Consider the following 26,872-nt stretch of genomic DNA (forward strand, 5'->3'; position numbering starts at 1 on the left):
CCGGGGGAATGGCTACAGTGGATCGCATGCGCATGCACCGCTCGACTCTCCGCGGAGCCGCCGTGGCCGCTGCCGCCGCAGGCGCGGCGGTGGCCGCCGTGTTGCTTCCTGCGACCGCCTCGGCCGACGCGACCGACGACTTCCCGATCCCGCGGCGGGTGATCCACACCGACTGCAGTGCCGAGCAGATGCTGGCCGCCAGCCGCGACCTGTCGCCGATCTACTACGAGCGCTACATGATCGACATGCACAACAAGCCGGTGCAGGTGCAGCAGGCCACCATCGACAAGATGCACTGGTTTTTCTCGCTCAGCCCCGAGCAGCGCCGGGCATACTCGGAGGAGCTGGCGACCAATTTCGCCGACCCGCTGACCGTGGCCTGGCCCAACCACGCCAAGATCTTCTTCAACAACAAGGGCGTCGTCGCCAAGTCGACAACAGCCTGCGATCAGTACCCCCGCGACGACATGTCGGTGTGGGACTGGGCCCCCAAGCCCTAGCGGCAAGACCAGCGGTCGACGCACGCCCGCCCGGACTCGGGCATCACGAGTTCGCGCTGAGTCCCGCGCCGTCACCTCCGGCGAGCTGATAGCGGCGGGTCAGGGCCCGCGCCTCCTGAGCCCGGTGCTGGTTGTCGGACGCCGCATCGGAGACCACCCGGTGAACCTCGCGGGTCTTGGCGGTCAGGAACCGCTGGAATTGGCGGGATCCGGCGGGTGTGTCCAGCCCCGGCCAGGTCTCGGCCGATTCGCGGACCTCGGCCTCGATGGCATCCAGACGCTGCCGGGCATCGGCGTTGCTCTGCACGGCCTGCCGCAGCAGCGTTTGAAACTCCCGGTCGGCTGCTGCCGACGCCGCCAACTGCCGCGCAAGCGCGTCCTGGCGCGCGCGTGCCGCATCCGCGGAGGCGCCGGGATTGTCGGCCATAGCCCTCAGGGTAGTCGGGCCGGATCGGGCTTAGTTGTCCTTTTTCGCCCGCCGCTTGCCGGACGGGCGCGGTTTGTCAGTCGCGGCGCCGGCTGTCTCGGGTGCTTCCTCGCCCGCCGATTCGCCCTCGGGGGTTTCGGCGTCGGCGGTTTCGTCGGCCGGGGCGGTCTCGTCGGTGTCGTCAGCGGTCTCGTCGCCGGTGTCTTCGTCGGTGTCTGAGTCCTCGGCCTCCGCGGCGTCGGCCTTCTTGTCCCGCCGGCGCTTGCGCTGCTTTTCCGCTTTAGGCTTGATCGGTTTCGGTGGCGGCGGCGGCATCTCGGCGACAAACGCCAGATAGAACGCGCCGATGCCCAGCAGGGCGATCGCGGCCGCGGCCCCGTAGATGCCGAACAACCACATGCCCGCGTCATCCAGTGACAGCCAGATCTCGCTGACCGCGGTGCCGGCGATCAACACGGCGGCCACCGCGTGCGCCACGATCGAGCCGGTCAGCAGAGTAAGCGCCAGCTGCGGGGTGCCGAACTCCGGCTTGCGGGCCTGCTTCAACACTGCGGCCACCGGCAGGGCCATCGCCCCGATCAGCACGCCCAGGAGCACCCGCATCACGGTGCCCAGCGTGTGCGGGCTGAAGCCGGTCAGCTCCCACCAACGGGGCAGCACGAAGAGGAAGTAGAGGATGGCGGCCAGTGTTGCGAGTGACGCGTGCCAAACCGTGGCGACGGTACGACTCACGCCACCTCCCATGCTCGTCAGCTAGTGATTCAGGTGCGGCCGGACCTTGATCTTTCGGTCCGGCCGCACCTGAATCGGGTGCGGAGGATAGGGGATTTGAACCCCTGAGGGCTATTAACCCAACCCGCGTTCCAGGCGAGCGCCATAGGCCACTAGGCGAATCCTCCGTCGGCAATGGTAGCTGAACCCCGAGAAAGCTCCGCGCGCTCCTCATATCCGCCTGGCTTCGCCGCGCTCGCGACCACCGCTGTGCCCGATGGCGGTGGCCCGCAGCGCCCGGCTTCGCCGCGCTCGCGACCACCGCTGTGCCCGATGGCGGTGGCCCGCAGCGCCCGGCTTCGCCGCGCTCGCGACCACCGCTAGACTTGCGGGCGGACCCCGCGCGGCGTCCATCCTGTGAACTCCCCCAGGGCCGGAAGGCAGCAAGGGTCAATGGGCTCTGGCGGGTGCGCGGGGTCCCCTCATATCGGGCCTTCGACGCTGGAAAGGCGCACCCGTGTCGCTGCAATCCCTCAACCGTGCCGACCTGACCGCGCAGCATGAGCGCTACCAGCGGGACTACGCCGACCTGCAGGCCAAGAAGCTGTCCCTGGACCTCACCCGCGGCAAGCCGGCGCCGGAACAGCTTGACCTGGCCAACGGGCTGCTGGCTCTGCCCGGCTCCGACGACTTCCGGACCGACGACGGCACCGACACCCGCAATTACGGCGGCCTGCAGGGCCTGCCCGAGCTGCGGGCCATTTTCGGGGAGCTGCTCGGCATCGCGGTGCCCAACCTGATCGCCGGCAACAACGCCAGCCTCGAGTTCATGCACGACGTGGTCGTCTACTCGATGCTGCACGGGGGCGTGGACTCGCCGCGTCCGTGGTCCCAGGAGCCGGTCGTGAAGTTCTTGTGCCCGGTCCCCGGTTACGACCGGCACTTCGCGATCACCGAGACGCTGGGCATCGAGATGATCCCCGTGGCGATGCGCGAGGACGGCCCGGACGTCGACCTGATCGAGGAACTCGTCGCCGTCGACCCCGCGATCAAGGGCATGTGGACGGTGCCGGTGTTCGGCAACCCGACCGGCATCACCTATTCCTGGGAAACGGTGCGCCGGCTGGTGCAGATGAAGACCGCCGCGCCGGACTTCCGGCTGTTCTGGGACAACGCCTACGCGGTGCACACCCTGACCACCGAGTTTCCGCACCAGATCGACGTGCTCGGCCTGGCCGCCGCCGCGGGAAACCCCAACCGGCCGTACGTGTTCGCCTCCACCTCCAAGATCACCTTCGCCGGTGCCGGTGTCAGCTTCTTCGGTGGCTCACTGGGCAACATCGCCTGGTACCTGCAGTACGCCGGCAAGCGTTCGATCGGACCGGACAAGGTCAACCAGCTTCGCCACCTGCGGTTCTTCGGCGACGCCGACGGCGTCCGGGTGCACATGCGCCGTCACCAGGAGATCCTGGCCCCGAAGTTCGCGATGGCCGCCGAGATTCTGCAGCGGCGCCTCGCCGACGCCAAGATCGCGTCGTGGACCGACCCCAAGGGCGGCTACTTCATCAGCCTGGACGTCTGGCCGGGCACGGCCCGCCGCACCGTCGCGCTGGCCAAGGACGCCGGCATCGCGGTCACCGAGGCCGGGGCGTCCTTCCCGTACCGCAAGGACCCCGAGGACAAGAACATTCGGATCGCCCCGTCGTTCCCGTCCACCGACGATCTGCGCGACGCCGTTGACGGTCTGGCCACCTGCGCGCTGCTGGCCGCCGCCGAGCACATGTTGGGCTGAGCGTGTCGAAACCGGCGTCCGCGCCGGAGCCGCCGCCTAGCATTCTCCGAAGTTGTGTCAGCAAGGCTGTCGAGAGTCCGGTGGAGGCCCGAGGAATGGCGATCAGGTTCGGTGTCGGCGGCTGCGCGGCGCTGGCGATAGGTCTTAGCGCGCTCGCGCAGGCGCCCGCCGTACTGGCAGATCCCGTTCTCGACGTCTCCTCCGCGCAGGCGCTGGACATCGCCCCCGAGGCCGCCTTGCCGGCGATGCCGCCGCGGGCCGCCCAGGAGCTAGACGTCTTTCGGCGGGCCGCCGCCGATGCCGGACTGGGGCATCCCGTGATGTACGGGGACGGCCAGTGCTACCCCCTGGTCCAGGAGTACATCCACGCGGTGGGTTCCTCGTGGCGCAACAGAGATCCCAGCGGCAACGCCTTCGACCTCTACGAACATTTCCCCACCAACGGACTGGCCCAGTTCTTCGACCAGGTTCCGTTCGCCGGCGGTCTCAACGCGCCGCAGGTCGGGGACATCGTCGTCTACGGCCCGGGGGGGTATGTCAGCGAGCACGGGCACGCTGCGGTGGTCACCGATGTCCGCGGCAGCGGTCCCCTGCTGAGCTATGAGGCGGCCGAACAGAACTCCGGCGGCCGGCTGTTCGTGACGCTGAACTGGCGCGATTACAACCCCCTGTACAACACATTGGGCTATCTGCGCCCGAAGCTCTAACCCTGTGCCTGCGGGGCCTGCACCGCCGTCGGCCCGAGCAAGTAACCTGCTGGCGTGGCGCTCTACCGCAAATACCGGCCGGCAACCTTCGCCGAAGTGGTGGGGCAGGAACACGTCACCGAACCGCTGTGCACCGCCTTGTCGGCGGGCCGGATCAACCACGCCTACCTGTTCTCGGGGCCGCGGGGCTGCGGCAAGACGTCGTCGGCGCGCATCCTGGCCCGGTCGCTGAACTGTGCGGAGGGCCCCACACCGACGCCGTGTGGCACCTGCGACTCGTGCGTGGCGCTGGCCCCCAACGGGCCCGGCAGCATCGACGTCGTCGAACTGGACGCGGCAAGCCACGGCGGTGTCGACGACACCCGCGATCTACGGGACCGCGCCTTCTACGCCCCGGCTCAGTCGCGCTACCGGATCTTCATCATCGACGAAGCGCACATGGTGACCACCGCGGGTTTCAACGCGCTGCTCAAGATCGTTGAGGAGCCGCCCGACCACCTGATCTTCATCTTCGCCACCACCGAGCCCGAGAAGGTGCTGCCGACCATCCGGTCCCGCACCCACCACTACCCGTTCCGGCTGCTGGCGCCGCGGACCATGCGGGAGTTGATCGGGCGGATCTGCGCGCAGGAGCGCGTCGCGGTCGATGACGCGGTCTATCCCCTGGTGATCCGTGCCGGCGGGGGATCGCCGCGGGACACCTTGTCCGTGCTCGACCAACTGCTGGCCGGTTCGGAGCCGATGCCCGACAGCCCCGACATCAGCCACGTGCACTACCAGCGGGCGCTGGGCCTGCTGGGCGCCACCGACGTCGCCCTGATCGACGAGGCGGTCGACGCCTTGGCGGCAGGCGACGCCGCGTCGCTGTTCGGTGCGGTGGAATCGGTGGTCGACGCCGGCCATGACCCGCGCCGGTTCGCCGTCGACCTGCTGGAGCGGTTCCGGGACCTGATCGTGCTGCAGGCCGTCCCCGACGCGGCGGCCAAGGGTGTGGTCGATGCGCCGGAAGACATGCTGGAACGCATGCACGAGCAGGCCGCCCGGCTGGGCCCGGCGACCCTGGCCCGCTACGCCGAGGTGGTGCACGCCGGCCTCGGCGAGATGCGCGGTGCGACAGCACCCCGGCTGCTGCTCGAGGTGGTGTGCGCCCGGCTGCTGTTGCCGTCGGCGTCGGACACCGAAGCCGCACTGCTGCAACGGATCGAACGCATCGAGGGTCGCCTCGACATGTCGATTCCCGCGGCGCCGGCACGGCCCGGCGCCCCCGCGGGGGCGCCGCCGGCGGCAGCCGAAGCCGCGCCGGCGGCCAAACAGTTCACCCGCCGCTCGTCCCGCGCCGCCGAGCCCGTGCCGGTGGCCCCGCCGGCGCCGGCAGCCCCGGTAACCCCGCCGGCAGCCCCGTCCGCGCCGGTAGCCCCGCCGGCACCGGCTGCCTCACCCGCTGCACCCGCGCCGGCGCCTGTACCGGTTTCAGAACCGCCACCCGCACCCACGCCGCGGCCAGTCCCCGAAACCGCGCCGGCACCCGCGGCGGCAGCCACCCCCGGCGAGCCGGACGTGGCGGCCGTCCGCGCGATGTGGACCACGGTGCGCGACAAGGTGCGTCAGCGCAGCCGCACCACCGAGGTGATGCTGGCCGGTGCGACCGTGCGCGCGCTGGACGGCAACACCCTGGTGCTGACCCACGAATCCGCGCCACTGGCCCGGCGGCTGTGCGAACAGCGCAACGCCGAGGTCATCACCGAGGCACTCAAGGACGCCCTCGGGGTGAACTGGCGGGTGCGGTGCGAAGCCGGTAGCCCGGCCCCGGAGCCGGGCCGTGCGCCCGCGCCCACCGAGGTCGACATGGAGTCGGCGCGGCGTGCCGACGAGGAGGCCATGCTGGCCGAGGCCGCCGCGGGCTCGGAGGCGCCGCCGCGGCGCGATCCCGAAGAAGTGGCGCTGGAGCTGTTGCAGAACGAGCTGGGCGCCCGCCCCATCCGGGGCGAGTGAGCTAGGGCTGCCACCAGGGCCGCAGCGGCAGATCGTCGTCGCCGTCGCCGTCGACATTGCTGGCCAGCACCTGGTGCAGCTGAAACAGGTTGCGCTCGAAGCACAGCACCGACGCCGCCATGTACAGTCCCCACACCTTGGCCCGGCCCAGCCCCACCTGGGCGACGGCCTCGTCCCAGTGCGACACCAGGTTGCTGCTCCACTGCCGCAGCGTCATCGCGTAGTGGTGGCGGAAATCCTCTTCGTGCAGCACCTCAAGTCCGGTCTGCTGGATGTCGGAGATCACCCGTCCCGAGCCGGTGATCTCCCCGTCGGGAAAGACATACCGGTCGGTGAAGGCGTCGCCCCGGTAGACCGAGTTGTCCGGCAGTGTCACACACTGGTTGAGCAGCAGCCCCCCGGTGCGCAGCTTCGACTTGAGGCAGCCGAAGAAGGTCCGGTAGTTCTTCACCCCGATGTGCTCGCTGACCCCGATGCTCGAAACGGCGTCGAAGCCGGTCTCGCGCACATCGCGGTAGTCGCTGTGGCGGACCTCGGCCAACTCCGGCAGACCCTCTTCGGCAATGGCGCGCTGCGCCCATGCCACCTGCTGGGCGGACAGGCTCACCCCCAGAGCGTGGACGCCCCGGCGGGCGGCGTACCGAACCATGCCGCCCCAGCCGCAGCCCACGTCGAGCAGGCGGTCACCGGGCTGCAGGCGCAGCTTCTCGAAGATCAGCCGGTACTTGTTCTCCTGGGCCTGCTCCAGGGTGGCATCAGCCGTCGGGTAGATCGCGCAGCTGTAGGTCATCGACGGGCCCAACACCCATTCGTAGAAGGTGTTGGAGACGTCGTAGTGGTGATGGATCGCATCGGCGTCACGGGTCTTGGAGTGCCGCAGTCCCTCGGCTACCCGGCGCCACTTGGGCGGCGCCTCCTCCGGCGGAGGCGCGATCGGCCTGAGGTTCTTCAACCCGATGGACCGGACGATATTGGCCAGTGCCCGCGGTGACGGGTGCTTGAACTCCAGATCCGTCAGCGCGTTGAGCACCGGATACGGATTGCCCGGATGCACCCCGTGCAGTTCCAGGTCCCCAGCCACGTAGGCGCGGGCGATCCCGAGTTGACCCAAGGAGGTGGCCAGGTAGTTGGTGGCGCGCGGAGTCAGCAACTCCACGCCCAGGGCCGCATCCGGCGGTCCGACGCTGCTGCCGTCATAGGCCGAGATCCGCAACGGCGGCTCCCCGCCGCCGGCGAGCAGCATCAAAACCTCGGCCAAGCCGAGCCGGTCTGTCTGGGTAACCGTCATCGCCGCATCCCCCCGGCGATACCGACAATGACCCGCACCCCCGCGGTGGGCATCGCCTGCCAAAGAGCCTAGGACCGGCCTATCGGCTGAGCAAGACCGCCGCGAAACCGCGAAGAAACCCATATGGCGTGCTGGCCGTTGTCTGCCCGGTAGCGTGGGCTGGCGTGACTGACACCACCACGTGCGCGATCGTCGGTGGTGGGCCGGCCGGTATGGTCCTGGGCCTGCTGCTGGCACGAGCCGGCGTGCGGGTAACGCTGCTGGAGAAGCACTCCGACTTCCTGCGCGACTTCCGCGGCGACACCGTGCACCCCAGCACCCTGCGACTCCTCGACGAACTCGGCCTCTGGGAGCGCTTCTCGGCGTTGGCGCACAGCGAGATTCATCAGGTCCGGCTCGACATCGCCGGACGCGACACCACCGTGGTCGACTTCGGCCGGTTGCGTCGCCAGCCGCACCCCTACATCGCGATGGTGCCGCAGTGGGACCTGCTCAATCTGCTCGCCGAATCCGCCCAGACCGAGCCGACATTCACCCTGCGCATGCGCACCGAGGTCACTGGGCTGTTGCACGAGAACGGGCGGGTGGCCGGGGTCCGCTATCGCGGCGCCGACGGTCCCGGCGAGCTGCGCGCCGATCTCACGGTGGCCTGCGACGGCCGCTCGTCGGTCGCGCGGCACGAAGCGGGCCTGCACTCGCGGGAGTTCCCGGTGAATTTCGATGTGTGGTGGTTTCGCCTGCCCACGAACGCCGCCGCCCAGCCCACCCTGCTGCCCCGCCTCGGCTCGGGCAGCGTCGCGATCATGATCCCGCGGGACAACTACTTTCAGGTCGCCTATCTGGGGCGCAAGGGTACCGACGCAGACGTGCGGGCGCGCGGCATCGAGGCCTTCCGGCGCGAGGTGGTCGAGCTCATTCCCGAGGCTGCTGACTCGGTGGAGGCGCTGCGCAGCCTCGACGACGTCAAACACCTCGATGTGCGGGTCAACAGGTTGCGGCACTGGAGCATTGATGGACTGCTGTGTATCGGTGATGCCGCGCATGCCATGTCCCCGGTCGGCGGCGTCGGTATCAACCTGGCGGTACAGGACGCGGTGGCCGCGGCGCGGATTCTGGCCGAACCACTACGGCAAGGCCGGGTGAGTCGGCGTGACCTCGCCGCCGTGCAACGCCGCCGGGAATTTCCCACCGTCGTCACCCAGTCGATTCAGCGGGTGGCCCACCGAGCGCTGAACCCGATCCTGCGAGGTGAGGATCTGAGCCCGCCGGCGGCCGCGGGCGCCGTGTTGGCCGCATTGCCGTGGTTGGCGGCCGTTCCGGCCTATCTGGTGGGGGTGGGAGTGCGCCCCGAACGCGCCCCGGATTTCGCGCGCCGCTAGGAGTTGCGGCGACCCGCCGCTAGGGCTGCCACCACGGCCGCAGCGGCAGATTCTGCGCACCGGCCCCGTTCGCCGCGAGCACGTGGTGCAACTGAATCGCGTTGTGCTCGAAGCCCAGCCGGGAGCCGGCCATGTACAGGCCCCACACCTTGGCGGTGGCCAGCCCGACCTCGGCGACCGCGTCATCCCAGTGCGCCACCAGATTCGCGCACCAATCGCGCAGGGTCAGCTCGTAGTGGTTGCGCAGGTTCTCGTTGTGTAGCACTTCCATGCCGGCGTCCTGGATCTCGCTGACGATGCGGCCAGACCCGGCCAGCTCCCCGTCTGGGAAGACGTAGCGGTCGATGAAATAGCCCGCCGTCGCAATGGACTTGTTGTCCGCCCGGGTGATGCAGTGATTCAGCAGCAGCCCCCCGCGACGCAGCTTGGACTTCAGAAAGCCGAAGTATGCGGGATAGTTGGCGACGCCGATGTGCTCGGTCATGCCGATCGAGGAGACCGCGTCGAAGCCGGACTCGTCGACATCGCGGTAGTCGCAGTGCCGCACCTCCGCCAGCTCGGACAATCCCTCGTCGGCGATCGCGCGCTGGGCCCATCGGGCCTGCTCCGCCGAGAGCGTGGCGCCGATGGCGCGCACTCCCTGCCTGGCCGCGTAGCGCACCATGCCGCCCCAGCCGCATCCCACATCGAGCAGGGTGTCGCCGGCGGACAACCGCAGTTTGTCGAAGACCAGCCGGTACTTGTTCTCCTGGGCCAGCTCCAGTGTCGCCTCCGGGTGGGGGTAGACGGCACAGGTGTAGGTCATCGACGGGCCCAGCACCCACTCGTAGAAGTCGTTGGACACGTCGTAGTGATGGTGAATGGCCTCGGCATCGCGGGATTTGCTGTGCCGCAAACCTTCGGCGATGCGTCGCCAGCGGGGCAGGGCCTCTTGGGGTGGCGGGGCGATCGGCACCAGGTGCTCGATGCCGATCGAGCGCACGATGTTGGCCAGCACACGCGGCGAGGGCCGTTTGAAGTGCAGCTCGTCGGCCAGCGCCTTGAGCAACAGGTAGGGATCGCCCGGGTGCACGCCGTGCACGCCGAGGTCGCCGGCGACATAGGCGCGGGCCATTCCCAGATCGCCTGGGGCGGTGGCCAGGTAGGTGGTGCCGCGCGGGGTCAACAGCTCCAGGCCCAGGGGTGCGTCGTCGGGTCCGGTGCTGCTGCCGTCGTAGGCGGTGAAACGCAGCGGCAGGTGGTTGTCGGTGGTCAGGGTCTCCAGAACCTGGGCGAGGCTCAGTCGGCCGGTCGTAATGCGCAGCTGTTCGCTTTCGATCGTCATCGTCGTCGCACCGCCTTGGCGTAGAGGTCCAGAAGCCGGGAGTCGGGGTCGTAGGTCTGCTTGATCGCCCGGTAGGTCGCCCCGCCGTAGAGCGCGTCGAACTCGCTGGGGGTGTAGTAGGCGTCGGAGTACAGCGACTTGTGGCCGTCGAGTTCGCTCACCGTGGCTTCGATGAGGCGGTTGGTGGCGCCTTCGGTGGCACCTGCGGGGACCGATGACCAGAATCCGACGTTGACGTAGGTGCGGTTGGGCCGGATCGGGTACAGCGGCCACTGTTCGTCGCCGCGCAACCGCAGTGGGCACAACCACACCGGCTCGATCGGCACGTGAGCGAAGAACCAGTCGAGGAATTCCTCGCAGCGTTCCAGCGGGACCTCGATGTCTTGCACCACGCGCTCCCGCGGTGGGCGGTTATGCCGCTTTTCGATCCGGTCGGCGATGGAGAACCGCTGGTCGTAGGCGATCAGTTTCGAGTAGACGCTGCTGCGCCGGTAGCGCCGCGGCCACCACCGGCGTATCAGGGGGCGCTGCGCCCCGAACGCCCGCGAGCACCAGAACCAGTCGGTGTCCCAGCGCCAGAGGTAGTCGTGAATGGTCAGCCGGTCGTCTTTGATGCCGCGGCCATGCCGGATCGAGCGGTAATAGATCTGCTGGCCGGTGTAGTCGCTGACCGCGCCGGGCGAGTCGGTCTGAATACCGACACACAGGTAGCTCTCCCGCGGGCTGAACACCACCCCGTCGAGGTAGTCCACCGGGACTCCGTCGAGCCCGCCGGTGTCGACGATGCGGTCCATCGTCGACACCAGCTCGCCCAGGGAGTCGAAGCGGATGTGCCGCAATGCGACGAAGGGCTTGACGGCTTCCAGCTCGATGCGCAGCCGGGTCGAATATCCCAGGGTGCCGTAGGAATTGGGAAAGGCGTGGAACAGATCCTCATGCTGACCCCGCGACACCGTGAGCAGTTCGCCCGCTCCGGTCAGCACGTCCATCTCCAGCACCGACTCGTGGGGGAGACCGTTGCGAAACGATGCCGACTCGATTCCCAGGCCGCTGACCGCGCCGCCCACCGTGATCGTCTTCAGTTGCGGGACCACCAGCGGGGCCAGGCCGTAGGGGAGGGTGGCGGCGACCAGATCCTCATAGGTGCACATGCCGTCGACGTCGGCGGTCCGGTTCTCCGCGTCGATGGCGATGACGCTGACCAGCCCGGAGGTGTCCAGGCCGGGGCCTTGGCGCTTGGCGCGCGCCCGAAACAGGTTGGAGGTGGGCTTGGCCAGCCGGACCGCCGCGTCAGCGGGGATGTTCCGGTAGCTGTCCAGCAGGCGTTGCACCCCCCGCGTGTGGGATGTCGGTGTATCGGCCGGCCGAACGGACATCACTTTCCACGCTAACGGCGGATCGGCAGATGTGCACGTACCGCCGCCGCGGGTCAGGGAATCAGCGTTTGGCTGCTCAGAAAGCCGGCGACGCCCCGCGCGACGGCGTCGGCGTAGCGCTGCCGGCCCGCCGGACTCTCCATCAGGGCCGCATCGGTGGCGTTCTTCATGTTGCCCAACTCGACCAGGATCGACGGGTACTCGGCCAGGTTCAGCCCGGCCAGGTCGGCTCGCCCCTTGAGGCCGTCGGAGCCGATGTAGTTGGCCGGGGGGATGCCGGCGGCCTGCAGCTGCCCGCGCATGACCTGCGCGAACCGCACCGCCGGGCCCTCCTGGGCCGGGTTGAGCGGTGGTGCGGAGTAGTTGACGTGGAAACCGCGGCCACCGGGCGCCCCGCCGTCGGCATGGATGGACACGATGGCGTTGGGGTGCAGGGAGTTGGCCATCGCGGCGCGCGCGTCGATGCAGGGCGCCGGGCCGGTGTCGTCGCCCCGTGACATCGCGGTGCGTACCCCCAGGGCGGTCAGTGCCTGTCGGATCCGCAGCGTGGTGTCCCAGGCGAAGCTGTGCTCGGGGTAGCCGGAATTGGTGGCGGTGCCGCTGGTCTGGCAGTTCTTGCTGCCGCCCCGGCCGTTGGGCACCTGGCGGGCCAGGGCCGCGGGGTCGCCCCCGCCGCTGTGTCCGGGGTCGAGGAACACGATCATCCCGGCGATGCTGCCCGGAGCGGCCGAGGTCAGCGGGGCGCTCGGTACCGCGGCGGCCACCACCACGCCGGCGGTGATCGCGATACCGACACGGACAAGAACTGGTACGCGCACGCCGCCAACGTAGGCTGAGGCCGACTACGCTGGGTCTCTCACACGCTGCGGGTCTCTCCAGCTGAGACCAAGCCGCAACCCGGTCGAGACCGCGCTCACCACAACGCAAGGAGTGTCATGCAACCAGGAGGCCCGCCCGACATGTCGGCGCTGCTGGCCCAGGCTCAGCAGATGCAGCAGCGACTGCTTCAGGCGCAGCAGGAGCTGGCCGCCACCGAGGTGCACGGAGAAGCCGGCGGCGGCCTGGTTAAGGTCACGGCCAACGGCAGCGGCGAGGTGCTCGCGGTGCAGATCGACCCGAAGGTCGTCGACGCCGACGACATCGAGACGCTGCAGGATCTGATCGTGGGTGCGCTCGCCGACGCCTCGAAGAAGGCGCACACGCTGGCCCAGCAGCGGCTGTCGCCGTTGGCCGGCGGCATGGGCGGCGCGCTCGGCATGCCGGGGGCCTAGGTGTTCGAGGGTCCGGTCCAGGACCTGATCGACGAGCTGGGCAAGCTGCCGGGCATCGGCCCCAAAAGCGCCCAGCGGATCGCCTTTCACCTGTTGTCGGTGGAGCCGCCGGAGATCGATCGGCTGACCGCGGTGCTGACCAAGGTCCGCGATGGCGTGCAGTTCTGCGAGGTGTGCGGCAATGTCGCCGATGCGCAGCGTTGCCGGATCTGCGGGGATCCGCGCCGCGACTTCGCCCAGATCTGCGTCGTGGAGGAACCCAAGGACGTGGCGGCCATCGAGCGAACCCGGGAGTTCCGCGGCCGCTACCACGTGCTCGGCGGTGCGCTGGACCCGCTCTCCGGCATCGGCCCTGAGCAGCTGCGGGTGCGTGAGCTGCTGAATCGGGTCGGCGAGCGGATCGACGGGGTGGACGTCAGCGAGGTGATCATCGCCACCGACCCCAACACCGAGGGTGAGGCCACCGCCACCTACCTGGTGCGGGTGCTGCGCGACATCCCCGGTTTGGCCGTGACGCGTTTGGCGTCCGGGCTGCCGATGGGCGGTGACCTGGAATTCGCCGACGAGTTGACTCTGGGCCGGGCCTTTACCGGCCGGCGCGCCATGGCCTGAACGGCACCGTCCCGCGAAACCGACGTTTTGCAGGGGCGTTCTCGCACTTTCTCTGCACAACGTCGGTCTCAAAGAGTGGTCAGGGATTGTCGGCCGGGCCTGGCAGCATGCCGCCATGGGCGAGGTCTTCATCGGCGGCGAGGCGATCGCCGCCGGCCGGCTGACCCGCCACGAACTGCGGCGCTGGTATCGGGCCCTGCACCGCGGGATCTATGCGCACAAAGATGCGATCCTCACGCTGCGTGACCGCGCGCAAGCCGCCTGGCTGGCGTCCGGGCGCACCGGGGTGATCGCCGGGGTGGCGGCCTCGGCGCTGCATCATGCCGAATGGGTGGACGCCGACCTCCCGGTGCGGTCTCGCGGCTGGCGACCCTGACGACCCAGCCCCTCGCCGCTACCGGGGACGGGCCACTTCTACCATCTCGAAATCGGCCTTGGCCGCGCCGCAGTCCGGGCAGCTCCAGTCCTCGGGGATGTCGGCCCAGCGGGTACCGGGGTCGATGCCGTCCTCCGGCCAGCCCAGCGCCTCATCGTATTCGAATCCGCACTGCAGGCACCGGAACAGCTTGTAGTCGGTCATAGGTTCGCTCCCGTCGATTCGTACCCGCAGCCCGAGCACTGGTAGGCGGCCATCAGCGGACTGTCTGGTAGCGGGCCAGGATCTCTTCCCGGCGGCGCGGCGAGATGTTGGCCCGGGTGATGTCGCCGTCGTAGTGCGCGAGCACCCGGTGGTCCATCAGCCTGCGCCACAGCGGCGGGAAGTACGTCACCCCGATCAGGGCTCCGTAGCCGGCCGGCAGGTTCGGCGAGTCGTCGAAACTGCGCAGCGTCTGGTAGCGCCGGGTCGGATTGGCGTGGTGATCGCTGTGCCGCTGCAGGTGGTACAGGAACAGGTTGGTGACGGTGTGGTCGGAGTTCCAGCTGTGCTGCGGTGTGCAGCGCTCGTAACGGCCGTTGTCCCGCTTCTGCCGCACCAGCCCGTAGTGCTCCAGGTAGTTCACCGACTCCAGCAGCGAGGCCCCGTAGACCGCGTTTATCACGACGTAGGGCAGCAGGGCGACGCCGAACACCGCGATCATGACGCCCCAGAACACCACCGACATCGCCAACGCGTTCACCACGTCGTTGCCCGGCCAGGTCCGGGGGTTCCACGGGTTCTTGCCGGTCCGGCGGATGCGTTGCGCCTCCAGCTGCCACGCCGAGCGGATGCCGCCGACCACGGTGCGCGGCAGGAACTCCCAGAACGACTCGCCGAAGCGCGCCGAGGCGGGGTCTTCGGGGGTGGCCACGCGGACGTGATGGCCGCGGTTGTGCTCGACGTAGAAGTGTCCGTAGCAGACCTGGGCCAAGGTGATCTTGGCCAGCCAACGCTCGAGCTTCTCGCGCTTGTGGCCCAACTCGTGGGCGGTGTTGATGCCCACCCCGGCCACCGTCGCCGCGGTGAAGGCCACCCCGATCTTGCCCAGCCAGCCCAGCGAGCCGTCGTAGCCCAGCCAGCCCAGGTCCGAGGCGGTGAACAGGTAGGCGCCGAAGACGGCGGTGGCGTACTGGAAGGGGATGTAGGCGTAGGTGGCGTAGCGGTAGTACTTGTCCTCCTCCAGCGCGGCCATCACCTCATCCGGCGGGTTCTGCCCGTCGGCGCCGATCCACAGGTCCAGAGTCGGAAGCAGCACGTAGATCAGGAACGGCCCGACCCACAGCAGTGTCTGCGAGGCGGTCTGCCAGCCGGCCTGGTTCATCGCCCACACCAGCGGCAGCACGGTGAACAGCATGGTGGGCGCGATCAGGCCCAACAGCCACAGGTGACGCTTCTTGTCCTGCCAGATCGCCGGCTCGCCGGCCACGTCGGTACTCACCGCGGTTCACCCTTTCGCCTGGGTCACGCCACCGCACCGGTGGATGCCCTGACGTTAGAGGGGGCCGTGGCCGCGCCGCTCGTCCCGTGCAGCCGGAATTCGGCCGGCTATATGTCCGCAGAGGACAACACTGCAGCGCCGTACCACTGGCACAGCAGCAGGGCGATCTCGACGTCGAGACGGTCCTCGGCGATCGGGCGCCCGCGCCGCTCCACCGCCCGCTGCACCCGGTACTTCACCGTGTTGACATGCAGGTGAAGCTGCTCGCCGGCCGCTTTGAAGCTGGACCCCGTCCGCAGGAACACCCGCAGCGTCTCGCGCAGCCGGCCGTCGCCCTCGGTCGCGCAGGCCAGCGGGCCGAGCACCTCGCCGACCCACGCCCGCGCGGCCGCCAGGTTGTCACCGCCGAGCAGCGCCGCGGCCGCCAGTCCGGGGTCGCCGGCGGCGCTGACGCGAGCGGCGGGCTCGCCGGCGGCGACGGCCAGCCGGTGCGCCGCCATCGCCTGCTGGTGCGAGCGGCGGAAACCCTCGACACCGGCGAGCGGATCACCGATGGACACCCAGGGTTCGTCGTCCGCGGCGAGCGCGCAGGCCCGGATCTGTTCCACCGCATCGGCTTCGGCGGCCGACGGCAGCGGAAGCCAGGCCCACCCGGTGGTGCTGTCGGCCGGCACGAACAGCGGTGCCCCGCGCACCGGCAGTGAGTCGGCCAGTTGCTTGACGAAACTCTCCGCTGCCGCCAGCCGGTCGCCGGCGGAGTCGGGATACCACACCACCACCCCCACGTGCGTGCGCCGCAGCGGGTAGCGGATCGCGGTGGTCATGGCATCGACGTCGAGGCTCTCGCCGGCAAGGATTTCGCGGACCCGCAACGCGCGCACGGCGTTTCGGCTCTCCAGCCAGCGTTCCCGCTCGGCCTGGTATACGGCGGACACCTGCTGGGACATCTCGTCGACGTAGCCGAACATCAGCGTCGACATGCTGCCGAGAACGCTCAGGCTCAGATCGGGGTCCAGCTCGGCGGCTCGGATCTCCGCCAGCACCAGCTGCAGCGCCACCGAGTGGCCCAGCCGGTAGCCGCGCACCAGGGCGTTGACCGGCACCCCGCGCTGGGCCAGCCGGCGGGAATGCTCCAGAGCGACTGCGGGGGCGGCGATCTCGGTGACCGGGATGTTGTGGCGGATCGCCGAGAAGTACGCCTCGACATTGGCCGCAACGGTCTCATGCAGCAGTTGCAGCAGCGACGAGTCGCTGGTCAGGTCCGGCGACTGCTTGGCAACCAGATCCTCGATCACCGCGATGGTCTCGTCCAGGCGGTCGTAGAGGCGCTGCGAGATGGCGATCGCGGCCTCGGCGACGTTCGCGTCGTCGGTGGGAGCGGCCATAGCCAGACCGTAGTCGCCGGCTCGGCGAATGCAACGCGCCGGGCGGCGCGGGCTAAACCCGCCGGGGTGCGGCCAGCCGTTCCCGGCGCAGCAGGTCCACTTCCGGCAGCTGTAGGGCAGGCAGGTCGCCGACCACCTTCGACAGCAGCAGATCCGCCAGCTCCGGGTTACGGGCCAGGCAGGGTCCGTGCAGATAGGTGGCCACGACGCTGCCCTGCACAGCACCGTCGTAACCGTCGCCGTCCCGGTTTCCGGCACCCTTGGTGACCGCACTCAGCGGCGCGGCGTCCGGCCCCAGCACGGTGCCGCCGCGGTGGTTCTCGAACCCGGTCAGTGGCGCGCTCAACCCCGCCAGCAGCGGGGTGGCGACCACTTCGCCGATGCTGCGCGACTCCTGCGGCGAGGTGGTCACATCGAGTAACCCGACCCCGTCGACGCGTTCCCCGGCCGAGGTCTCATACCAGTGCCCGAGCACCTGGATCGCCGCGCAGATCGCCAGCACCGGCGCGCCGCGGGCGGCCGCGCGCTGCAACCCCGGGTGGGTGATCAGATGCCGGGTTGCCAGCCGCTGCGCGTAATCCTCGGCGCCGCCCAGGGTGTAGAGGTCCAAGGATTCGGGCACCGGGTCGGCCAGGGTGATCTCGACGATCTCGGCGGGGATGCCGCGCAGCAGTAGTCGCTGTCGCAGCACCACGGCGTTGCCTCCGTCGCCGTAGGTGCCCATCACGTCGGGCAGCACCAGCCCGATCCGCACCGGATCAGCCATTGCCCAGCCTCCGCTGCAACTGCAGGAACGCGGTGTAGTTGGCGACCACCTCGACCGGCCCGGGTGGGCAGGACGCGATCGCGGCGAGGGTGTCGTGCACCAAGGTGTGCTGTACACCGGCGTAGCCGAGCCGTACCGCCAGATCGGTGCCGCGCTCGCCGGAGGCCACCACGTGGACACCTTCGAAGTGTTCGAAACGGACGTCCCACAGCCACGAGAGGTCTTCGCCGTCGGGCACCTGCCCGTTGACGGCGATCACCACCCCGGCGGCGTGCTTGTCGACCATCGACAGGGCCTCTTGCCAACCGGCCGGGTTCTTGGCCAGCAGCATCCGCACGGTGTGGTCACCCACCTGGATGGTGCGGTAGCGGCCGGCCACCTCGTCGACGGCGGACACCGCGGCCACCGCTTTGGCCGGATCGGCGCCCAGCGCCACCGCGGCCGCGACGGCCTGGGCGGCGTTGCCGCGGTTGACGGTGCCGGGCAGCGCCAGGTGCATCGGCAGCACCAGCCCGTCCGGTCCGTACAGGGAGTCGTCGTCGAACCACCACTGTGGGGTGGGGCGGCTGAACTCACTGCCCGTCGAGCGCCAGTGCTCCTCGCGGCGGTCGATCACCTCGCCGCTGCGCGGGCAGCTGACCGAGTCGCCGGACCAGCCGGCGCGGGCGGCGACCCAGACCACGTTGGGGCAGTCGTAGGCGGCCGAGGCCATCAGGACGTCGTCGCAGTTGGCGACCACCACGGTCTGCGGGTGACGGGCCAGCCCCGTGCGCAGGGCGCGTTCCACGGCGTTGATCTCGCCGACGCGGTCCAGCTGGTCGCGCGACAGGTTGAGCAGCACCACCACGGCCGGTGACACCGCATCGGCGACATGGGGGACATGCATCTCGTCGACTTCGAGCGCCGCCAGTTGCGCGCCCCGGTCGGCGGCCAGCGCCGCCACCAGCCCGGCGTCCATGTTGGCGCCCTCGGCATTGGTGGCCACCGCGCCCAGGTCCTGCAGCGCGGCGGCCAGCATGCGGGTGGTGGTCGACTTGCCGTTGGTGCCGGTGACGATGGCGGTGCGCCGCCCCGTCCCGAGCTGGCGCAGGATCGAGCGGTCCAGAGTCATGGCGACCAGTCCGCCGATCATCGCGCCGGCCCCGCGCCCGGTCACCCGCGACGCCCACCGGGCGCTCGCCCCGGCGGCCAGCGCCATGCGTCCGCGGGCGGTGATCATGGCCGTGATTTTAGGGCGCGTGCGCCGGGCGAGGCGGGTTGCCCTGGCAAGGCAGCATGACCACACGCCCGCACCGCGCAGTTCGAGCGGCGACACGGGCGCCGGCGCTCCGTCTGGGACCACCGGTCATGCCATCCTCGTCACATGAGTGCTCGGTGGGGCCGCCCGGCCCGCGAATCCGGCGACGGTTGGGTGGTTGTCGACGTCGAGACATCGGGCTTTCGGCCCGGGCAGGCCCGGGTGCTCAGCCTCGCCGCGCTGGTGCTCGACCCGCAGGGCCGGGTGGAACATTCGGTGTCACATCTGGTGAACCCCGGTACCGACCCGGGTCCCACCCATGTGCACGGGCTGACCGCCGAAATGCTGGCGGGGCAGCCACGATTCGCCGACGTCGTCGACGAGGTCGCGGCCCTGCTGCCGGGGCGCACCCTGGTGGCCCACAACGTGACGTTCGACTACACGTTCCTGGCGGCCGAAGCCGAGATGGCCGGTGCGGAACTGCCCGTCGACTCGGTGATGTGCACCCTGGAGCTGGCCCGCCGCCTGGATCTGGGTCTGCCCAACCTGCGGTTGCAGACGCTGGCCGCGCACTGGGGCGTCGTCGCGACCCGGGCGCATGACGCACTCGATGACGCCCGGGTGCTGGCCGGGGTGCTCCAGCCTGCGCTGCAGCGCGCCCGGGAACGCGACGTGTGGCTGCCGGTGCGGCCGGTGACCCGCCGCCGCTGGCCCAACGGCCGGATCACCCACGACGAACTGCGGCCGCTGAAGGCACTGGCCTCACGGATGCCGTGCGCGTACCTCAACCCGGGCCGCTACGTGCGGGGACGCCCGCTGGTGCAGGGCATGCGGGTGGCGCTGTCTGCGGAGTGCACCCGCACCCACGAGGAACTCGTGGAACGCATCCTGCACGCCGGCCTGGCCTACAGCGACGTCGTCGATGCCCACACCTCGCTGGTGATCTGCAACGAGGAGCGGCCCGAGCAGGGCAAGGGCTACTTGGCGCGCGAACTCGGTGTGCCGACGGTCTCCGACCGCGACTTCATGGCCTGCGTCGAGCGGGTGGTCGACGGCACCGGCATCGAAGAGTTCGTCGATGCCGGTGCGGCCGGCGAGCAGATTTCGCTGTTCTGACGCAACTTCCCCGTCCGTCACTGCAGCCGCTGCTGCCTCGGCTGTCAGCGCCGGGCGGGCGCAACGCGTGTGCCCGCCTCTGAGCGACAACCCGACAACCCGAGAACCGTCAACCCGATAACCCGAGAAGTCGGCAACCCGACAACCCGGCCCACCCGACAACCATCGCCGTCGCGGTCCGTTGTCGCTCAGAGGTGGGCACACATCACCCACCCGACCCGCAGTTGCCCGTGGGGCGGATGTGGCGAGAAGGAACCTCAGCCGAGCCGGGCGGCCCGGTTCACCGCCGAGACCACCGCCCGCAGCGACGCGGTGGTGATCGACGGTGCGATCCCGACGCCCCAGACGGTGTTGCTCTGCTCATGCGTCCGACCCGCGTCGCCCGGCTCCGCCGCGCTCGCGATCGGCCGGCCGATCCTCGCCTCCACGTAGGCCGCGGCCTGGGCCTCCTCGCCGGCACTCATCGCGTGCTCGGAGTAGTCCAGCACGCTCACGTGCACGCCGACGTGACTCAGCGCGTCGACGAACGCGGCCAGCGGGCCATTGCCCGCCCCGGTGATGGTGGTCTCCTCGCCGTCGACCTTGACCACGGCCTCGATGCGGTCGATGCCGTCGTCGGTCTCGGCGGCGGTCAGCTTCTGGTGCATCCGCTCCAGCGGCCGGATCGGGTTGAGGTACTCCTCGGCGAAGGCGTCCCACATCTGTTTGGGGGTGACCTCGCCGCCCTCCCCGTCGGTCAGCTGCTGGATCACCTTGGAGAACTCGATCTGCAGCCGGCGCGGCAGCACCAGCCCGTGATCGGTCTTCATCACATACGCCACGCCGCCCTTGCCGGACTGCGAGTTGACCCGGATCACCGCCTCGTAGGTGCGGCCCACATCGCGGGGGTCGATCGGCAGGTAGGGCACCTGCCAGAGCATGTCGTCGACGTCGGAGTCCGCGGCGTCGGCGTCGAACTTCATCTGGTCCAGGCCCTTGTTGATGGCGTCCTGGTGGCTGCCGGAGAACGCCGTGTAGACCAGGTCGCCTCCGTAGGGGTGGCGCTCGGGCACGCCCAGCTGGTTGCAGTACTCGACCGTGCGGCGGATCTCGTCGATGTTGGAGAAGTCGATCTGCGGGTCCACGCCGCGGGAGAACATGTTCAGGCCCAGCGTCACCAGACAGACGTTGCCGGTGCGTTCGCCGTTGCCGAACAGGCAGCCTTCGATCCGGTCGGCGCCGGCCGCATAACCCAGTTCCGCGGCTGCCACGGCGGTGCCGCGGTCGTTGTGCGGGTGCAGGCTCAGGATCACGCTGTCCCGGCGCTTGAGGTTGCGGCTCATCCACTCGATCGAGTCGGCGTAGACGTTCGGCGTGGCCATCTCCACCGTTGCCGGCAGGTTGAAGATGATCGGGTTGTCCGGCGTCGGCTCGATCACATCGCCCACCGCGTCACAGACCGCCTTGGCGTATTCGAGCTCGGTTCCGGTGTAGGACTCCGGCGAATACTCGTAGCGCCACCGGGTGTCGGGGTACCTGGCGGCCTCCTCCAGGCACTTGCGCGCCCCGGCCACCGCGATGGCCTGCACCGCGGCCTGGTCGGCGCGAAACACCACCCGGCGCTGCAGGATCGACGTCGAGTTGTAGAAGTGCACGATCACGTTCTTCGCGCCCGCGCAGGCGGTGAAGGTGCGCTCGATGAGCTCGTCGCGGCACTGGGTCAGCACCTGCAGGGTGACGTCGTCGGGTACCGCGCCGGTCTCGATGATCTCGCGGACGAAGTCGAAGTCGGTCTGGCTGGCCGACGGGAAGCCGACCTCGATCTCCTTGTAACCCATGGCGACCAGCAGGTCGAACATCCGGCGTTTGCGGGCCGGGCTCATCGGGTCGATCAGGGCCTGGTTGCCGTCGCGCAGGTCGACCGCACACCACAGCGGGGCGCGATCGATGACCCGGTCGGGCCAGGTGCGGTCCGGCAGGGTGATCGCCTCGACCTCGTCGGCGAAGCTGCGATAGCGGTTGACCGGCATGGCCGAACCGCGCTGGGGATTCCAGACGGGCTGGCCTGGGGCGCGCGGCCCCGCGGGCTGGGTGATGGCGCGCGCGGACGTGAAGGCGTCCGGGCTCGAGGGGGTGGAATAGGTAGTCACGTTTTCGCTCCGGCTTGTGAGGGCTTGTCCAAAAAGACTCAGACCGGCGCATCGGCGAAACCCGCGACGGGAAGCCGGTCCTGGTCAGACCCCGTCGCGGCGTCCGAGCAGGAGCGCGCGCAGCACGTCGATGAGTTTACACGCCGATGACGCGGCCCCGGCGCGATGTCCTCGCACGATGCTGCTCCGGAGGCCGAGTGAGCGGGCGGAATGCTTCCCCTATCCTTGTTGAGGTTATAGAGGCCCGATCAGTCAAATCGGCGGAAAGGACGACCGTGGCGCTCGTCGTGCAGAAATACGGCGGATCGTCGGTGGCCGACGCCGACCGGGTTCGTCGGGTCGCCGAGCGCATCGTCGAGACCAAAAGGGCCGGCAACGAGGTCGTGGTGGTCTGTTCGGCGATGGGCGACACCACCGACGACCTGCTGGACCTGGCGCAGCAGGTCTGCTCCGCGCCGCCGGCCCGTGAGCTGGACATGCTGCTGACCGCCGGGGAGCGGATCTCCAATGCGCTGGTGGCGATGGCCGTGGAGGAGCTGGGCTGCAACGCGCGGTCCTTCACCGGCTCGCAGGCCGGCGTCATCACCACCGGGGCCCACGGCAAGGCCAAGATCATCGACGTCACGCCGGGCCGGCTGCAGGCCGCGCTCGGTGAGGACCAGGTGGTGTTGGTCGCCGGCTTCCAGGGCGTCAGCCAGGACACCAAGGACGTCACCACGTTGGGCCGCGGCGGCTCGGACACCACCGCGGTGGCCCTGGCCGCGGCGCTGCACGCCGACGTCTGCGAGATCTACACCGATGTCGACGGCATCTTCAGCGCCGACCCGCGCATCGTGCCCAACGCCAAGCGCCTGGACACCGTCACGTTCGAGGAGATGCTCGAACTCGCCGCCTGCGGCGCCAAGGTGCTCATGCTGCGCTGCGTGGAATACGCCCGCCGCTACCACCTGCCCATCCACGTCCGGTCCTCCTACTCGGACAAGCCCGGCACCATCGTTTCCGGATCGATCAAGGACATCCCCATGGAAGACGCCATCCTGACCGGAGTCGCGCACGACCGCAGCGAAGCCAAGGTGACCGTGGTCGGCATCCCCGACCTGCCCGGCTACGCCGCCAAGATCTTCCGGGCCGTCGCCGACGCCGACATCAACATCGACATGGTGTTGCAGAACGTCTCCAAGGTCGAGGACGGCAAGACCGACATCACCTTCACCTGCCCCCGCGACAACGGCCCGGCCGCGGTGGCCAAGTTGGAGTCGCTCAAGAGCGAGATCGGCTTCGCCGAGGTGCTCTACGACGCCAAGGTGGGCAAGGTGTCGCTGATCGGAGCCGGGATGCGCAGCCACCCGGGCGTCACAGCCACGTTCTGCGAGACGCTGGCCGACAACGGGGTCAATATCGACTTGATCTCCACCTCCGAGATCCGGATCTCGGTGCTGTGCGCCGAGGACGATCTGGACAAGGCCGTCGTCGCCCTGCACGAGGCGTTCGCCCTCGGCGGCGACGAGGCGGCCACCGTCTACGGCGGGACGGGACGCTAAATGGTCGCCATCGGTGTGGTCGGTGCCACCGGCCAGGTCGGCCAGGTGATGCGCGCCTTGCTCGAGGAGCGCAACTTCCCGGCCGAGGAGGTCCGGTTCTTCGCCTCGGCGCGCTCGGCCGGGCGCAAGCTGGCATTCCGCGGCGCCGAGATCGAGGTCGAGGACGCCGAGACTGCCGACCCGGCCGGGCTGGACATCGCGCTGTTCTCCGCCGGGGCGACCATGTCGCGGGTGCAGGCGCCGCGGTTCGCCGCCGCGGGGGTCACGGTGATCGACAACTCGTCGGCGTGGCGCAAGGACCCCGAGGTACCGCTGGTGGTCTCGGAGGTGAACTTCGACCGGGACGTGCGCGGCAAGACGTTGCCCAAGGGCATCATCGCCAACCCGAACTGCACCACGATGGCGGCGATGCCGGTGCTCAAGCCGCTGCACGACGAGGCCGGCCTGATCCGCCTGATCGTCTCCACCTACCAGGCTGTCTCGGGCAGCGGGCTGGCCGGCGTGCAGGAGCTGGCGACCCAGGTCCGGGCGGTGCTCGACGGCGCCGAGCAGCTGGTGCACGACGGTGGCGCGGTCGAGTTCCCGGCACCCAACAAGTACGTCGCACCCATCGCGTTCAACGTGGTGGCGCTGGCGGGCTCACTGGTCGACGACGGCTCAGGCGAGACCGACGAGGACCAGAAGCTGCGCTACGAGAGCCGCAAGATCCTCGGTATCCCCGAGCTTTTGGTCAGCGGCACCTGTGTCCGGGTGCCGGTGTTCACCGGCCACTCGCTGTCGATCAACGCCGAGTTCGCCCGGCCGCTGTCGCCGCAGCGCGCCGCTGAGCTTTTGGCCGAGGCTCCGGGTGTGACGGTGACCGACGTGCCGACCCCGTTGGCCGCCGCGGGCGCCGACGACTCGCTGGTGGGCCGCATCCGGGTCGACCCGGGTGCTCCCGACGGGCGTGGCCTGGCCCTGTTCGTCTCCGGGGACAACTTGCGTAAGGGCGCGGCGCTCAACACGATTCAGATCGCCGAGCTGCTGGCTGAGGCTTCAGGCTCCTAACGCGGCTCCCCCAGGCGCCGAACGTGCACTCAGCCCGAGATTCTCCAGGATTATTCGGGCTGAATACACGCTCGGCGTCATCAGCGGTGCTGGCACTGCTGTTGGCGCTGCCCGCGACGGCGCACGCCGAGCCGCCCGCACCCATCCCACGTCCGGTGCTGTGGCCGCTCGCCGAGGGCCAAGTGGTGCGCATCGGCCCCACCGCCGGAACCGGTACGCCCACCGGCGATTACGGGATCGGCGCCACCGACCTGTGCGAGTTCATGGAGTTCCCCAGCGCGGTGCTGCAGATCTGTGGAGACAGTTTCGCCGGGCAGGGCGTGGGCTACGGCGGCTGGTATTCGCCGATCGCGCTGCGCGCCGACCCCGACTCGGTGGATGACCCCGCCGGGGTGCGCTACACCGGGGTGCTGGGGGTCGACAAGCCGCTGCTCGCCGACCCGACGCCGGTGGGCGCAACCCAGCTGCCGGCCGGGATCGTGTCGATCAACCGGACCAACTATCTGCTGGTGACCACCGCGAAGATGCTGGTGCCGCAGAGCTCGCGGCTGGTGAAAGCCGATCCGGCGCAACCGGGTTGGCAGACGGTACCCGGATCGGTGCGACCCGCCTCCTATCAGGGTCACGGCCAGTCCCAGATCAGCGGCTACTACGACCCGGTGCCGACGCCGGACTCGGCCACCGGCTGGGTGTACATCGTCGCCAACAACTTCGACCGCAGTGCCGCGGTGACGCTCTACCGGGTCGCCCCGGCCCGGTTCACCGACCGCAGCGCCTGGCAGGGCTGGTCGGCGAGCGCCGGCTGGGGACATCCGCCCACACCGCTGTGGAACGACCAGATCGGTGAGCTCAGCCTGCGCCAGGTCGACGGCAAGCCGGTGCTGTCCTACTTCAACGGCACCACCGGCAACATGGAGGTGCGGGTGGCCTACGAGCCGACCGGGCTGGGCACCGCCCCGGTGACCACCGTGGTGCAGCACGCCGAGTGGCCGGATCCGCCGGTGCCCGTCGAGACCCTGCCGTCACCGTTCGACAACCGGCTGGCCCAGCCCTACGGCGGCTATATCTCCCCGGGATCGACGCTGGACGAGCTGCGGGTGTTCGTCAGCCAGTGGAACACCCAGCCGCGCGACCGGGCGCCCTATCGGGTCATCCAGTTCGCGGTTAACCCGTTCAAGCCCTGGTCGGTCAGTCCACCGTCGTGATCGCATCCCCGGTGACACCCGCCCTCGTCGCCGGCTCGCTGCACCCCGGCCTGCCGTGTCACGCCCCTTCGGCGGCGGCCGGGCGCGGGACGCGAAACCGACCCGCGATGATGGAGCGATGAGTCGGATAACGCAGCGCCGGCGGATCACCCGCTTCGTCGCAGGGGAGGCGACGCAGCGGCTGGAGACACTGGCGGTGGAGGAACCGCTGGAGATCCGGCTGGACGGCCGGCCGCTCACCGTCACCATGCGCACCCCGGGATCCGATGTCGAGCTGGCGCAGGGCTTCTTGCTCTCCGAGGGCATCATCGCCGGGCGGGACGATGTGCGCGGCGCGCGTTACTGCGGCGAATCGGGGTCCGCCGACACCTACAACGTGCTGGACGTGACGCTGGCGCCGCACGTGCCGCCCCCGGTGGTGGACATCTCCCGCAATTTCTATGCCACCTCCTCGTGTGGCATCTGCGGCAAGGCCGCCCTGGACGCGGTGCGCCTTTCGAGCCGGTACCGCCCGGGCGACGACCCGGTCCAGGTGCCCGCGGCGGCGTTGACGGCGCTGCCCGAGCAGTTGCGGGCCGCGCAGGACGTCTTCGCCCGCACCGGAGGTCTGCATGCCGCGGCGCTGTTCGACTTCACCGACGGGGGCACCATGCAGGTCGTCCGGGAGGACATCGGCCGGCACAACGCCGTCGACAAGGTGATCGGCTGGGCGCTGGAGCGCGGCCGGGTTCCGTTGACCGGGTCGGTGCTGCTGGTCAGTGGGCGGGCTTCGTTCGAGTTGACCCAGAAGGCGGTGATGGCCGGGGCGCCCGTCCTGGCCGCGGTGTCGGCGCCGTCGTCGCTGGCGGTCGACTTGGCCGAGGAATGCGGGTTGACGCTGGTCGCGTTCCTGCGGGGCGACTCGATGAACGTCTACAGCCGTGCCGACCGCATCACCGGTGACGATCTGCGGCAATAGATCGAAAACCCAGGTAAACGGCGTAGCATCAGGCCTCAGTTATCGACCGGACCGATTGCGTGCCGTCCGGGAAAGCGCTCCGTGCCCGCGCGATCGGCCCGGTTGCATCCTCGAGGGAACCCGAGCGGCCCGGTTCGCGACTAATCGGTAGTTGACGAATAGGGGTGGAGATGAGCTTGTTGGATGCGCATATTCCGCAGTTGGTGGCCTCGGAGTCGGCGTTCGGCGCCAAGGCGGCGTTGATGCGGTCGAC

At 69.6% G+C, this 26,872-nt stretch carries 24 protein-coding genes, 1 tRNA gene, 1 other RNA gene and 2 pseudogenes; 15 read left to right on the plus strand and 13 right to left on the minus strand.

All coding sequences use genetic code 11. From position 1 onward, the window contains the following. Positions 1-8 precede the first annotated feature (8 nt). Positions 9-500 carry a DUF5078 domain-containing protein gene (locus LI92_RS03705; RefSeq protein ID WP_502691391.1) on the plus strand — a complete coding sequence of 164 codons (492 nt, stop codon included), beginning with the start codon at positions 9-11 and terminating at the stop codon, positions 498-500. Positions 501-543: 43 nt separating this feature from the next. On the opposite strand, the gene LI92_RS03710 is transcribed toward LI92_RS03705, so the two are convergent. The 3 genes from LI92_RS03710 to LI92_RS03720 all read right to left on the minus strand — a co-directional run bounded on the left by LI92_RS03710 (position 544) and on the right by LI92_RS03720 (position 1,826). Continuing rightward, a complete protein-coding gene (locus LI92_RS03710; protein ID WP_052740691.1) occupies positions 544-927 on the minus strand; it encodes a DUF4226 domain-containing protein in 384 nt (127 codons plus the stop codon). Positions 928-957: 30 nt separating this feature from the next. Next, positions 958-1,659 (minus strand): lipid uptake coordinator LucA, encoded by a 702-nt coding sequence (lucA, locus tag LI92_RS03715; RefSeq protein ID WP_046316064.1) that lies wholly within the window; start codon positions 1,657-1,659, stop codon positions 958-960. An 81-nt stretch (positions 1,660-1,740) separates the two neighbouring features. After that, a tRNA-Ser gene (locus tag LI92_RS03720) sits at positions 1,741-1,826 on the minus strand. Between the two features lie 203 nt (positions 1,827-2,029). On the opposite strand from LI92_RS03720, the gene ffs reads away from it, so the two are divergent. The 4 genes from ffs to LI92_RS03735 all read left to right on the plus strand — a co-directional run bounded on the left by ffs (position 2,030) and on the right by LI92_RS03735 (position 6,129). After that, positions 2,030-2,124, plus strand: an RNA gene (gene ffs / locus LI92_RS22150) — signal recognition particle sRNA small type. 31 nt (positions 2,125-2,155) lie between these two features. Beyond that, on the plus strand, positions 2,156-3,430 hold the full coding sequence (locus LI92_RS03725; RefSeq protein WP_046316066.1) for an aspartate aminotransferase type Ic: 1,275 nt from the start codon (positions 2,156-2,158) through the stop codon (positions 3,428-3,430). Positions 3,431-3,525: 95 nt separating this feature from the next. After that, entirely contained in the window at positions 3,526-4,137 is a 612-nt protein-coding gene (locus tag LI92_RS03730) for a CHAP domain-containing protein (RefSeq protein WP_046316068.1), read from the plus strand. Between the two features lie 54 nt (positions 4,138-4,191). Further along, positions 4,192-6,129, plus strand: coding sequence for a DNA polymerase III subunits gamma/tau (locus LI92_RS03735; protein ID WP_046316070.1), 1,938 nt, complete (start codon positions 4,192-4,194; stop codon positions 6,127-6,129). A 1-nt stretch (position 6,130) separates the two neighbouring features. Here the strand turns inward: LI92_RS03735 and LI92_RS03740 are convergent, their stop codons facing one another. Beyond that, positions 6,131-7,417: a class I SAM-dependent methyltransferase gene (locus tag LI92_RS03740; RefSeq protein ID WP_046316072.1), complete on the minus strand. Its 1,287-nt coding sequence runs from the start codon at positions 7,415-7,417 to the stop codon at positions 6,131-6,133. Between the two features lie 164 nt (positions 7,418-7,581). Here LI92_RS03740 and LI92_RS03745 point away from each other — a divergent pair, with 164 nt between their 5' ends. Next, positions 7,582-8,796 carry an FAD-dependent oxidoreductase gene (locus LI92_RS03745; RefSeq protein WP_082109533.1) on the plus strand — a complete coding sequence of 405 codons (1,215 nt, stop codon included), beginning with the start codon at positions 7,582-7,584 and terminating at the stop codon, positions 8,794-8,796. A 19-nt stretch (positions 8,797-8,815) separates the two neighbouring features. Here the strand turns inward: LI92_RS03745 and LI92_RS03750 are convergent, their stop codons facing one another. The 3 genes from LI92_RS03750 to LI92_RS03760 are packed head-to-tail and all read right to left on the minus strand — an operon-like array spanning position 8,816 to position 12,314. Further along, positions 8,816-10,120 carry a class I SAM-dependent methyltransferase gene (locus LI92_RS03750; protein WP_046316075.1) on the minus strand — a complete coding sequence of 435 codons (1,305 nt, stop codon included), beginning with the start codon at positions 10,118-10,120 and terminating at the stop codon, positions 8,816-8,818. Beyond that, positions 10,117-11,496 carry an FAD-binding oxidoreductase gene (locus LI92_RS03755; RefSeq protein ID WP_046316077.1) on the minus strand — a complete coding sequence of 460 codons (1,380 nt, stop codon included), beginning with the start codon at positions 11,494-11,496 and terminating at the stop codon, positions 10,117-10,119. The genes LI92_RS03750 and LI92_RS03755 overlap by 4 nt, the downstream gene beginning before the upstream one ends. Positions 11,497-11,549: 53 nt before the next feature. Next, positions 11,550-12,314 carry an Rv3717 family N-acetylmuramoyl-L-alanine amidase gene (locus LI92_RS03760; protein ID WP_046316079.1) on the minus strand — a complete coding sequence of 255 codons (765 nt, stop codon included), beginning with the start codon at positions 12,312-12,314 and terminating at the stop codon, positions 11,550-11,552. A gap of 117 nt (positions 12,315-12,431) precedes the next feature. Between LI92_RS03760 and LI92_RS03765 the strand changes: the two genes are divergently transcribed. The 3 genes and pseudogenes from LI92_RS03765 to LI92_RS03775 form a co-directional block, all read left to right on the plus strand. After that, on the plus strand, positions 12,432-12,767 hold the full coding sequence (locus tag LI92_RS03765) for a YbaB/EbfC family nucleoid-associated protein (protein WP_046316081.1): 336 nt from the start codon (positions 12,432-12,434) through the stop codon (positions 12,765-12,767). Further along, the gene (recR, locus tag LI92_RS03770) at positions 12,768-13,379 is read left to right on the plus strand and encodes a recombination mediator RecR (RefSeq protein ID WP_046316084.1); all 612 of its coding nucleotides are present in this window, start codon (positions 12,768-12,770) and stop codon (positions 13,377-13,379) included. A 115-nt stretch (positions 13,380-13,494) separates the two neighbouring features. Next, positions 13,495-13,743 (plus strand): annotated as a pseudogene (locus LI92_RS03775) (hypothetical protein); the annotation flags it as partial. Between the two features lie 30 nt (positions 13,744-13,773). Here the strand turns inward: LI92_RS03775 and LI92_RS03780 are convergent. The 5 genes from LI92_RS03780 to LI92_RS03800 form a co-directional block, all read right to left on the minus strand. Next, positions 13,774-13,959 (minus strand): rubredoxin, encoded by a 186-nt coding sequence (locus tag LI92_RS03780; protein ID WP_046316088.1) that lies wholly within the window; start codon positions 13,957-13,959, stop codon positions 13,774-13,776. Between the two features lie 52 nt (positions 13,960-14,011). Then, positions 14,012-15,235 carry an alkane 1-monooxygenase gene (locus tag LI92_RS03785; RefSeq protein WP_046316090.1) on the minus strand — a complete coding sequence of 408 codons (1,224 nt, stop codon included), beginning with the start codon at positions 15,233-15,235 and terminating at the stop codon, positions 14,012-14,014. Positions 15,236-15,342: 107 nt separating this feature from the next. Continuing rightward, entirely contained in the window at positions 15,343-16,620 is a 1,278-nt protein-coding gene (locus LI92_RS03790) for a PucR family transcriptional regulator (protein WP_046316092.1), read from the minus strand. Between the two features lie 52 nt (positions 16,621-16,672). Next, positions 16,673-17,386 carry a type 1 glutamine amidotransferase gene (locus tag LI92_RS03795; protein ID WP_046316094.1) on the minus strand — a complete coding sequence of 238 codons (714 nt, stop codon included), beginning with the start codon at positions 17,384-17,386 and terminating at the stop codon, positions 16,673-16,675. Continuing rightward, the gene (locus LI92_RS03800; RefSeq protein WP_046316096.1) at positions 17,379-18,605 is read right to left on the minus strand and encodes a Mur ligase family protein; all 1,227 of its coding nucleotides are present in this window, start codon (positions 18,603-18,605) and stop codon (positions 17,379-17,381) included. The genes LI92_RS03795 and LI92_RS03800 overlap by 8 nt, the downstream gene beginning before the upstream one ends. A gap of 144 nt (positions 18,606-18,749) precedes the next feature. Between LI92_RS03800 and LI92_RS03805 the strand changes: the two genes are divergently transcribed. Beyond that, positions 18,750-19,739 carry a DEDDh family exonuclease gene (locus LI92_RS03805; RefSeq protein ID WP_046316099.1) on the plus strand — a complete coding sequence of 330 codons (990 nt, stop codon included), beginning with the start codon at positions 18,750-18,752 and terminating at the stop codon, positions 19,737-19,739. A gap of 257 nt (positions 19,740-19,996) precedes the next feature. Here LI92_RS03805 and leuA read toward each other — a convergent pair whose 3' ends face one another. Then, positions 19,997-21,868: a 2-isopropylmalate synthase gene (gene leuA, locus LI92_RS03810; RefSeq protein ID WP_046316101.1), complete on the minus strand. Its 1,872-nt coding sequence runs from the start codon at positions 21,866-21,868 to the stop codon at positions 19,997-19,999. Between the two features lie 275 nt (positions 21,869-22,143). On the opposite strand from leuA, the gene LI92_RS03815 reads away from it, so the two are divergent. The 5 genes and pseudogenes from LI92_RS03815 to esxG all read left to right on the plus strand — a co-directional run. Beyond that, positions 22,144-23,409: an aspartate kinase gene (locus LI92_RS03815; protein ID WP_046316103.1), complete on the plus strand. Its 1,266-nt coding sequence runs from the start codon at positions 22,144-22,146 to the stop codon at positions 23,407-23,409. After that, complete coding sequence (locus tag LI92_RS03820; RefSeq protein ID WP_046316104.1) at positions 23,410-24,456, plus strand: aspartate-semialdehyde dehydrogenase; 1,047 nt, start codon at positions 23,410-23,412, stop codon at positions 24,454-24,456. A 59-nt stretch (positions 24,457-24,515) separates the two neighbouring features. Further along, the gene (locus LI92_RS03825; RefSeq protein WP_046316116.1) at positions 24,516-25,661 is read left to right on the plus strand and encodes a DUF4185 domain-containing protein; all 1,146 of its coding nucleotides are present in this window, start codon (positions 24,516-24,518) and stop codon (positions 25,659-25,661) included. Positions 25,662-25,779: 118 nt separating this feature from the next. After that, positions 25,780-26,619, plus strand: coding sequence for a formate dehydrogenase accessory sulfurtransferase FdhD (fdhD, locus tag LI92_RS03830; protein ID WP_046316106.1), 840 nt, complete (start codon positions 25,780-25,782; stop codon positions 26,617-26,619). Positions 26,620-26,789: 170 nt separating this feature from the next. Continuing rightward, positions 26,790-26,872 (plus strand): annotated as a pseudogene (esxG, locus tag LI92_RS03835) (type VII secretion system protein EsxG); the annotation flags it as partial.

It is taken from the genome of Mycobacterium sp. UM_Kg1, assembly GCF_000972925.1.
GTDB lineage: Bacteria > Actinomycetota > Actinomycetes > Mycobacteriales > Mycobacteriaceae > Mycobacterium > Mycobacterium hiberniae.

What these genes read in the sequence shown, in the direction of transcription:
- LI92_RS03705 (WP_502691391.1), top strand. Translation starts at nt 9, where the DNA reads ATGGCTACAGTGGATCGCATGCGCATGCACCGCTCGACTCTCCGCGGA.
- LI92_RS03710 (WP_052740691.1), bottom strand. Translation starts at nt 927, where the DNA reads ATGGCCGACAATCCCGGCGCCTCCGCGGATGCGGCACGCGCGCGCCAG.
- LI92_RS03730 (WP_046316068.1), top strand. Translation starts at nt 3,526, where the DNA reads ATGGCGATCAGGTTCGGTGTCGGCGGCTGCGCGGCGCTGGCGATAGGT.
- LI92_RS03740 (WP_046316072.1), bottom strand. Translation starts at nt 7,417, where the DNA reads ATGACGGTTACCCAGACAGACCGGCTCGGCTTGGCCGAGGTTTTGATG.
- LI92_RS03750 (WP_046316075.1), bottom strand. Translation starts at nt 10,120, where the DNA reads ATGACGATCGAAAGCGAACAGCTGCGCATTACGACCGGCCGACTGAGC.
- LI92_RS03755 (WP_046316077.1), bottom strand. Translation starts at nt 11,496, where the DNA reads ATGTCCGTTCGGCCGGCCGATACACCGACATCCCACACGCGGGGGGTG.
- LI92_RS03765 (WP_046316081.1), top strand. Translation starts at nt 12,432, where the DNA reads ATGCAACCAGGAGGCCCGCCCGACATGTCGGCGCTGCTGGCCCAGGCT.
- LI92_RS03780 (WP_046316088.1), bottom strand. Translation starts at nt 13,959, where the DNA reads ATGACCGACTACAAGCTGTTCCGGTGCCTGCAGTGCGGATTCGAATAC.
- LI92_RS03790 (WP_046316092.1), bottom strand. Translation starts at nt 16,620, where the DNA reads ATGGCCGCTCCCACCGACGACGCGAACGTCGCCGAGGCCGCGATCGCC.
- LI92_RS03795 (WP_046316094.1), bottom strand. Translation starts at nt 17,386, where the DNA reads ATGGCTGATCCGGTGCGGATCGGGCTGGTGCTGCCCGACGTGATGGGC.
- LI92_RS03800 (WP_046316096.1), bottom strand. Translation starts at nt 18,605, where the DNA reads ATGATCACCGCCCGCGGACGCATGGCGCTGGCCGCCGGGGCGAGCGCC.
- LI92_RS03805 (WP_046316099.1), top strand. Translation starts at nt 18,750, where the DNA reads ATGAGTGCTCGGTGGGGCCGCCCGGCCCGCGAATCCGGCGACGGTTGG.
- LI92_RS03820 (WP_046316104.1), top strand. Translation starts at nt 23,410, where the DNA reads ATGGTCGCCATCGGTGTGGTCGGTGCCACCGGCCAGGTCGGCCAGGTG.
- fdhD (WP_046316106.1), top strand. Translation starts at nt 25,780, where the DNA reads ATGAGTCGGATAACGCAGCGCCGGCGGATCACCCGCTTCGTCGCAGGG.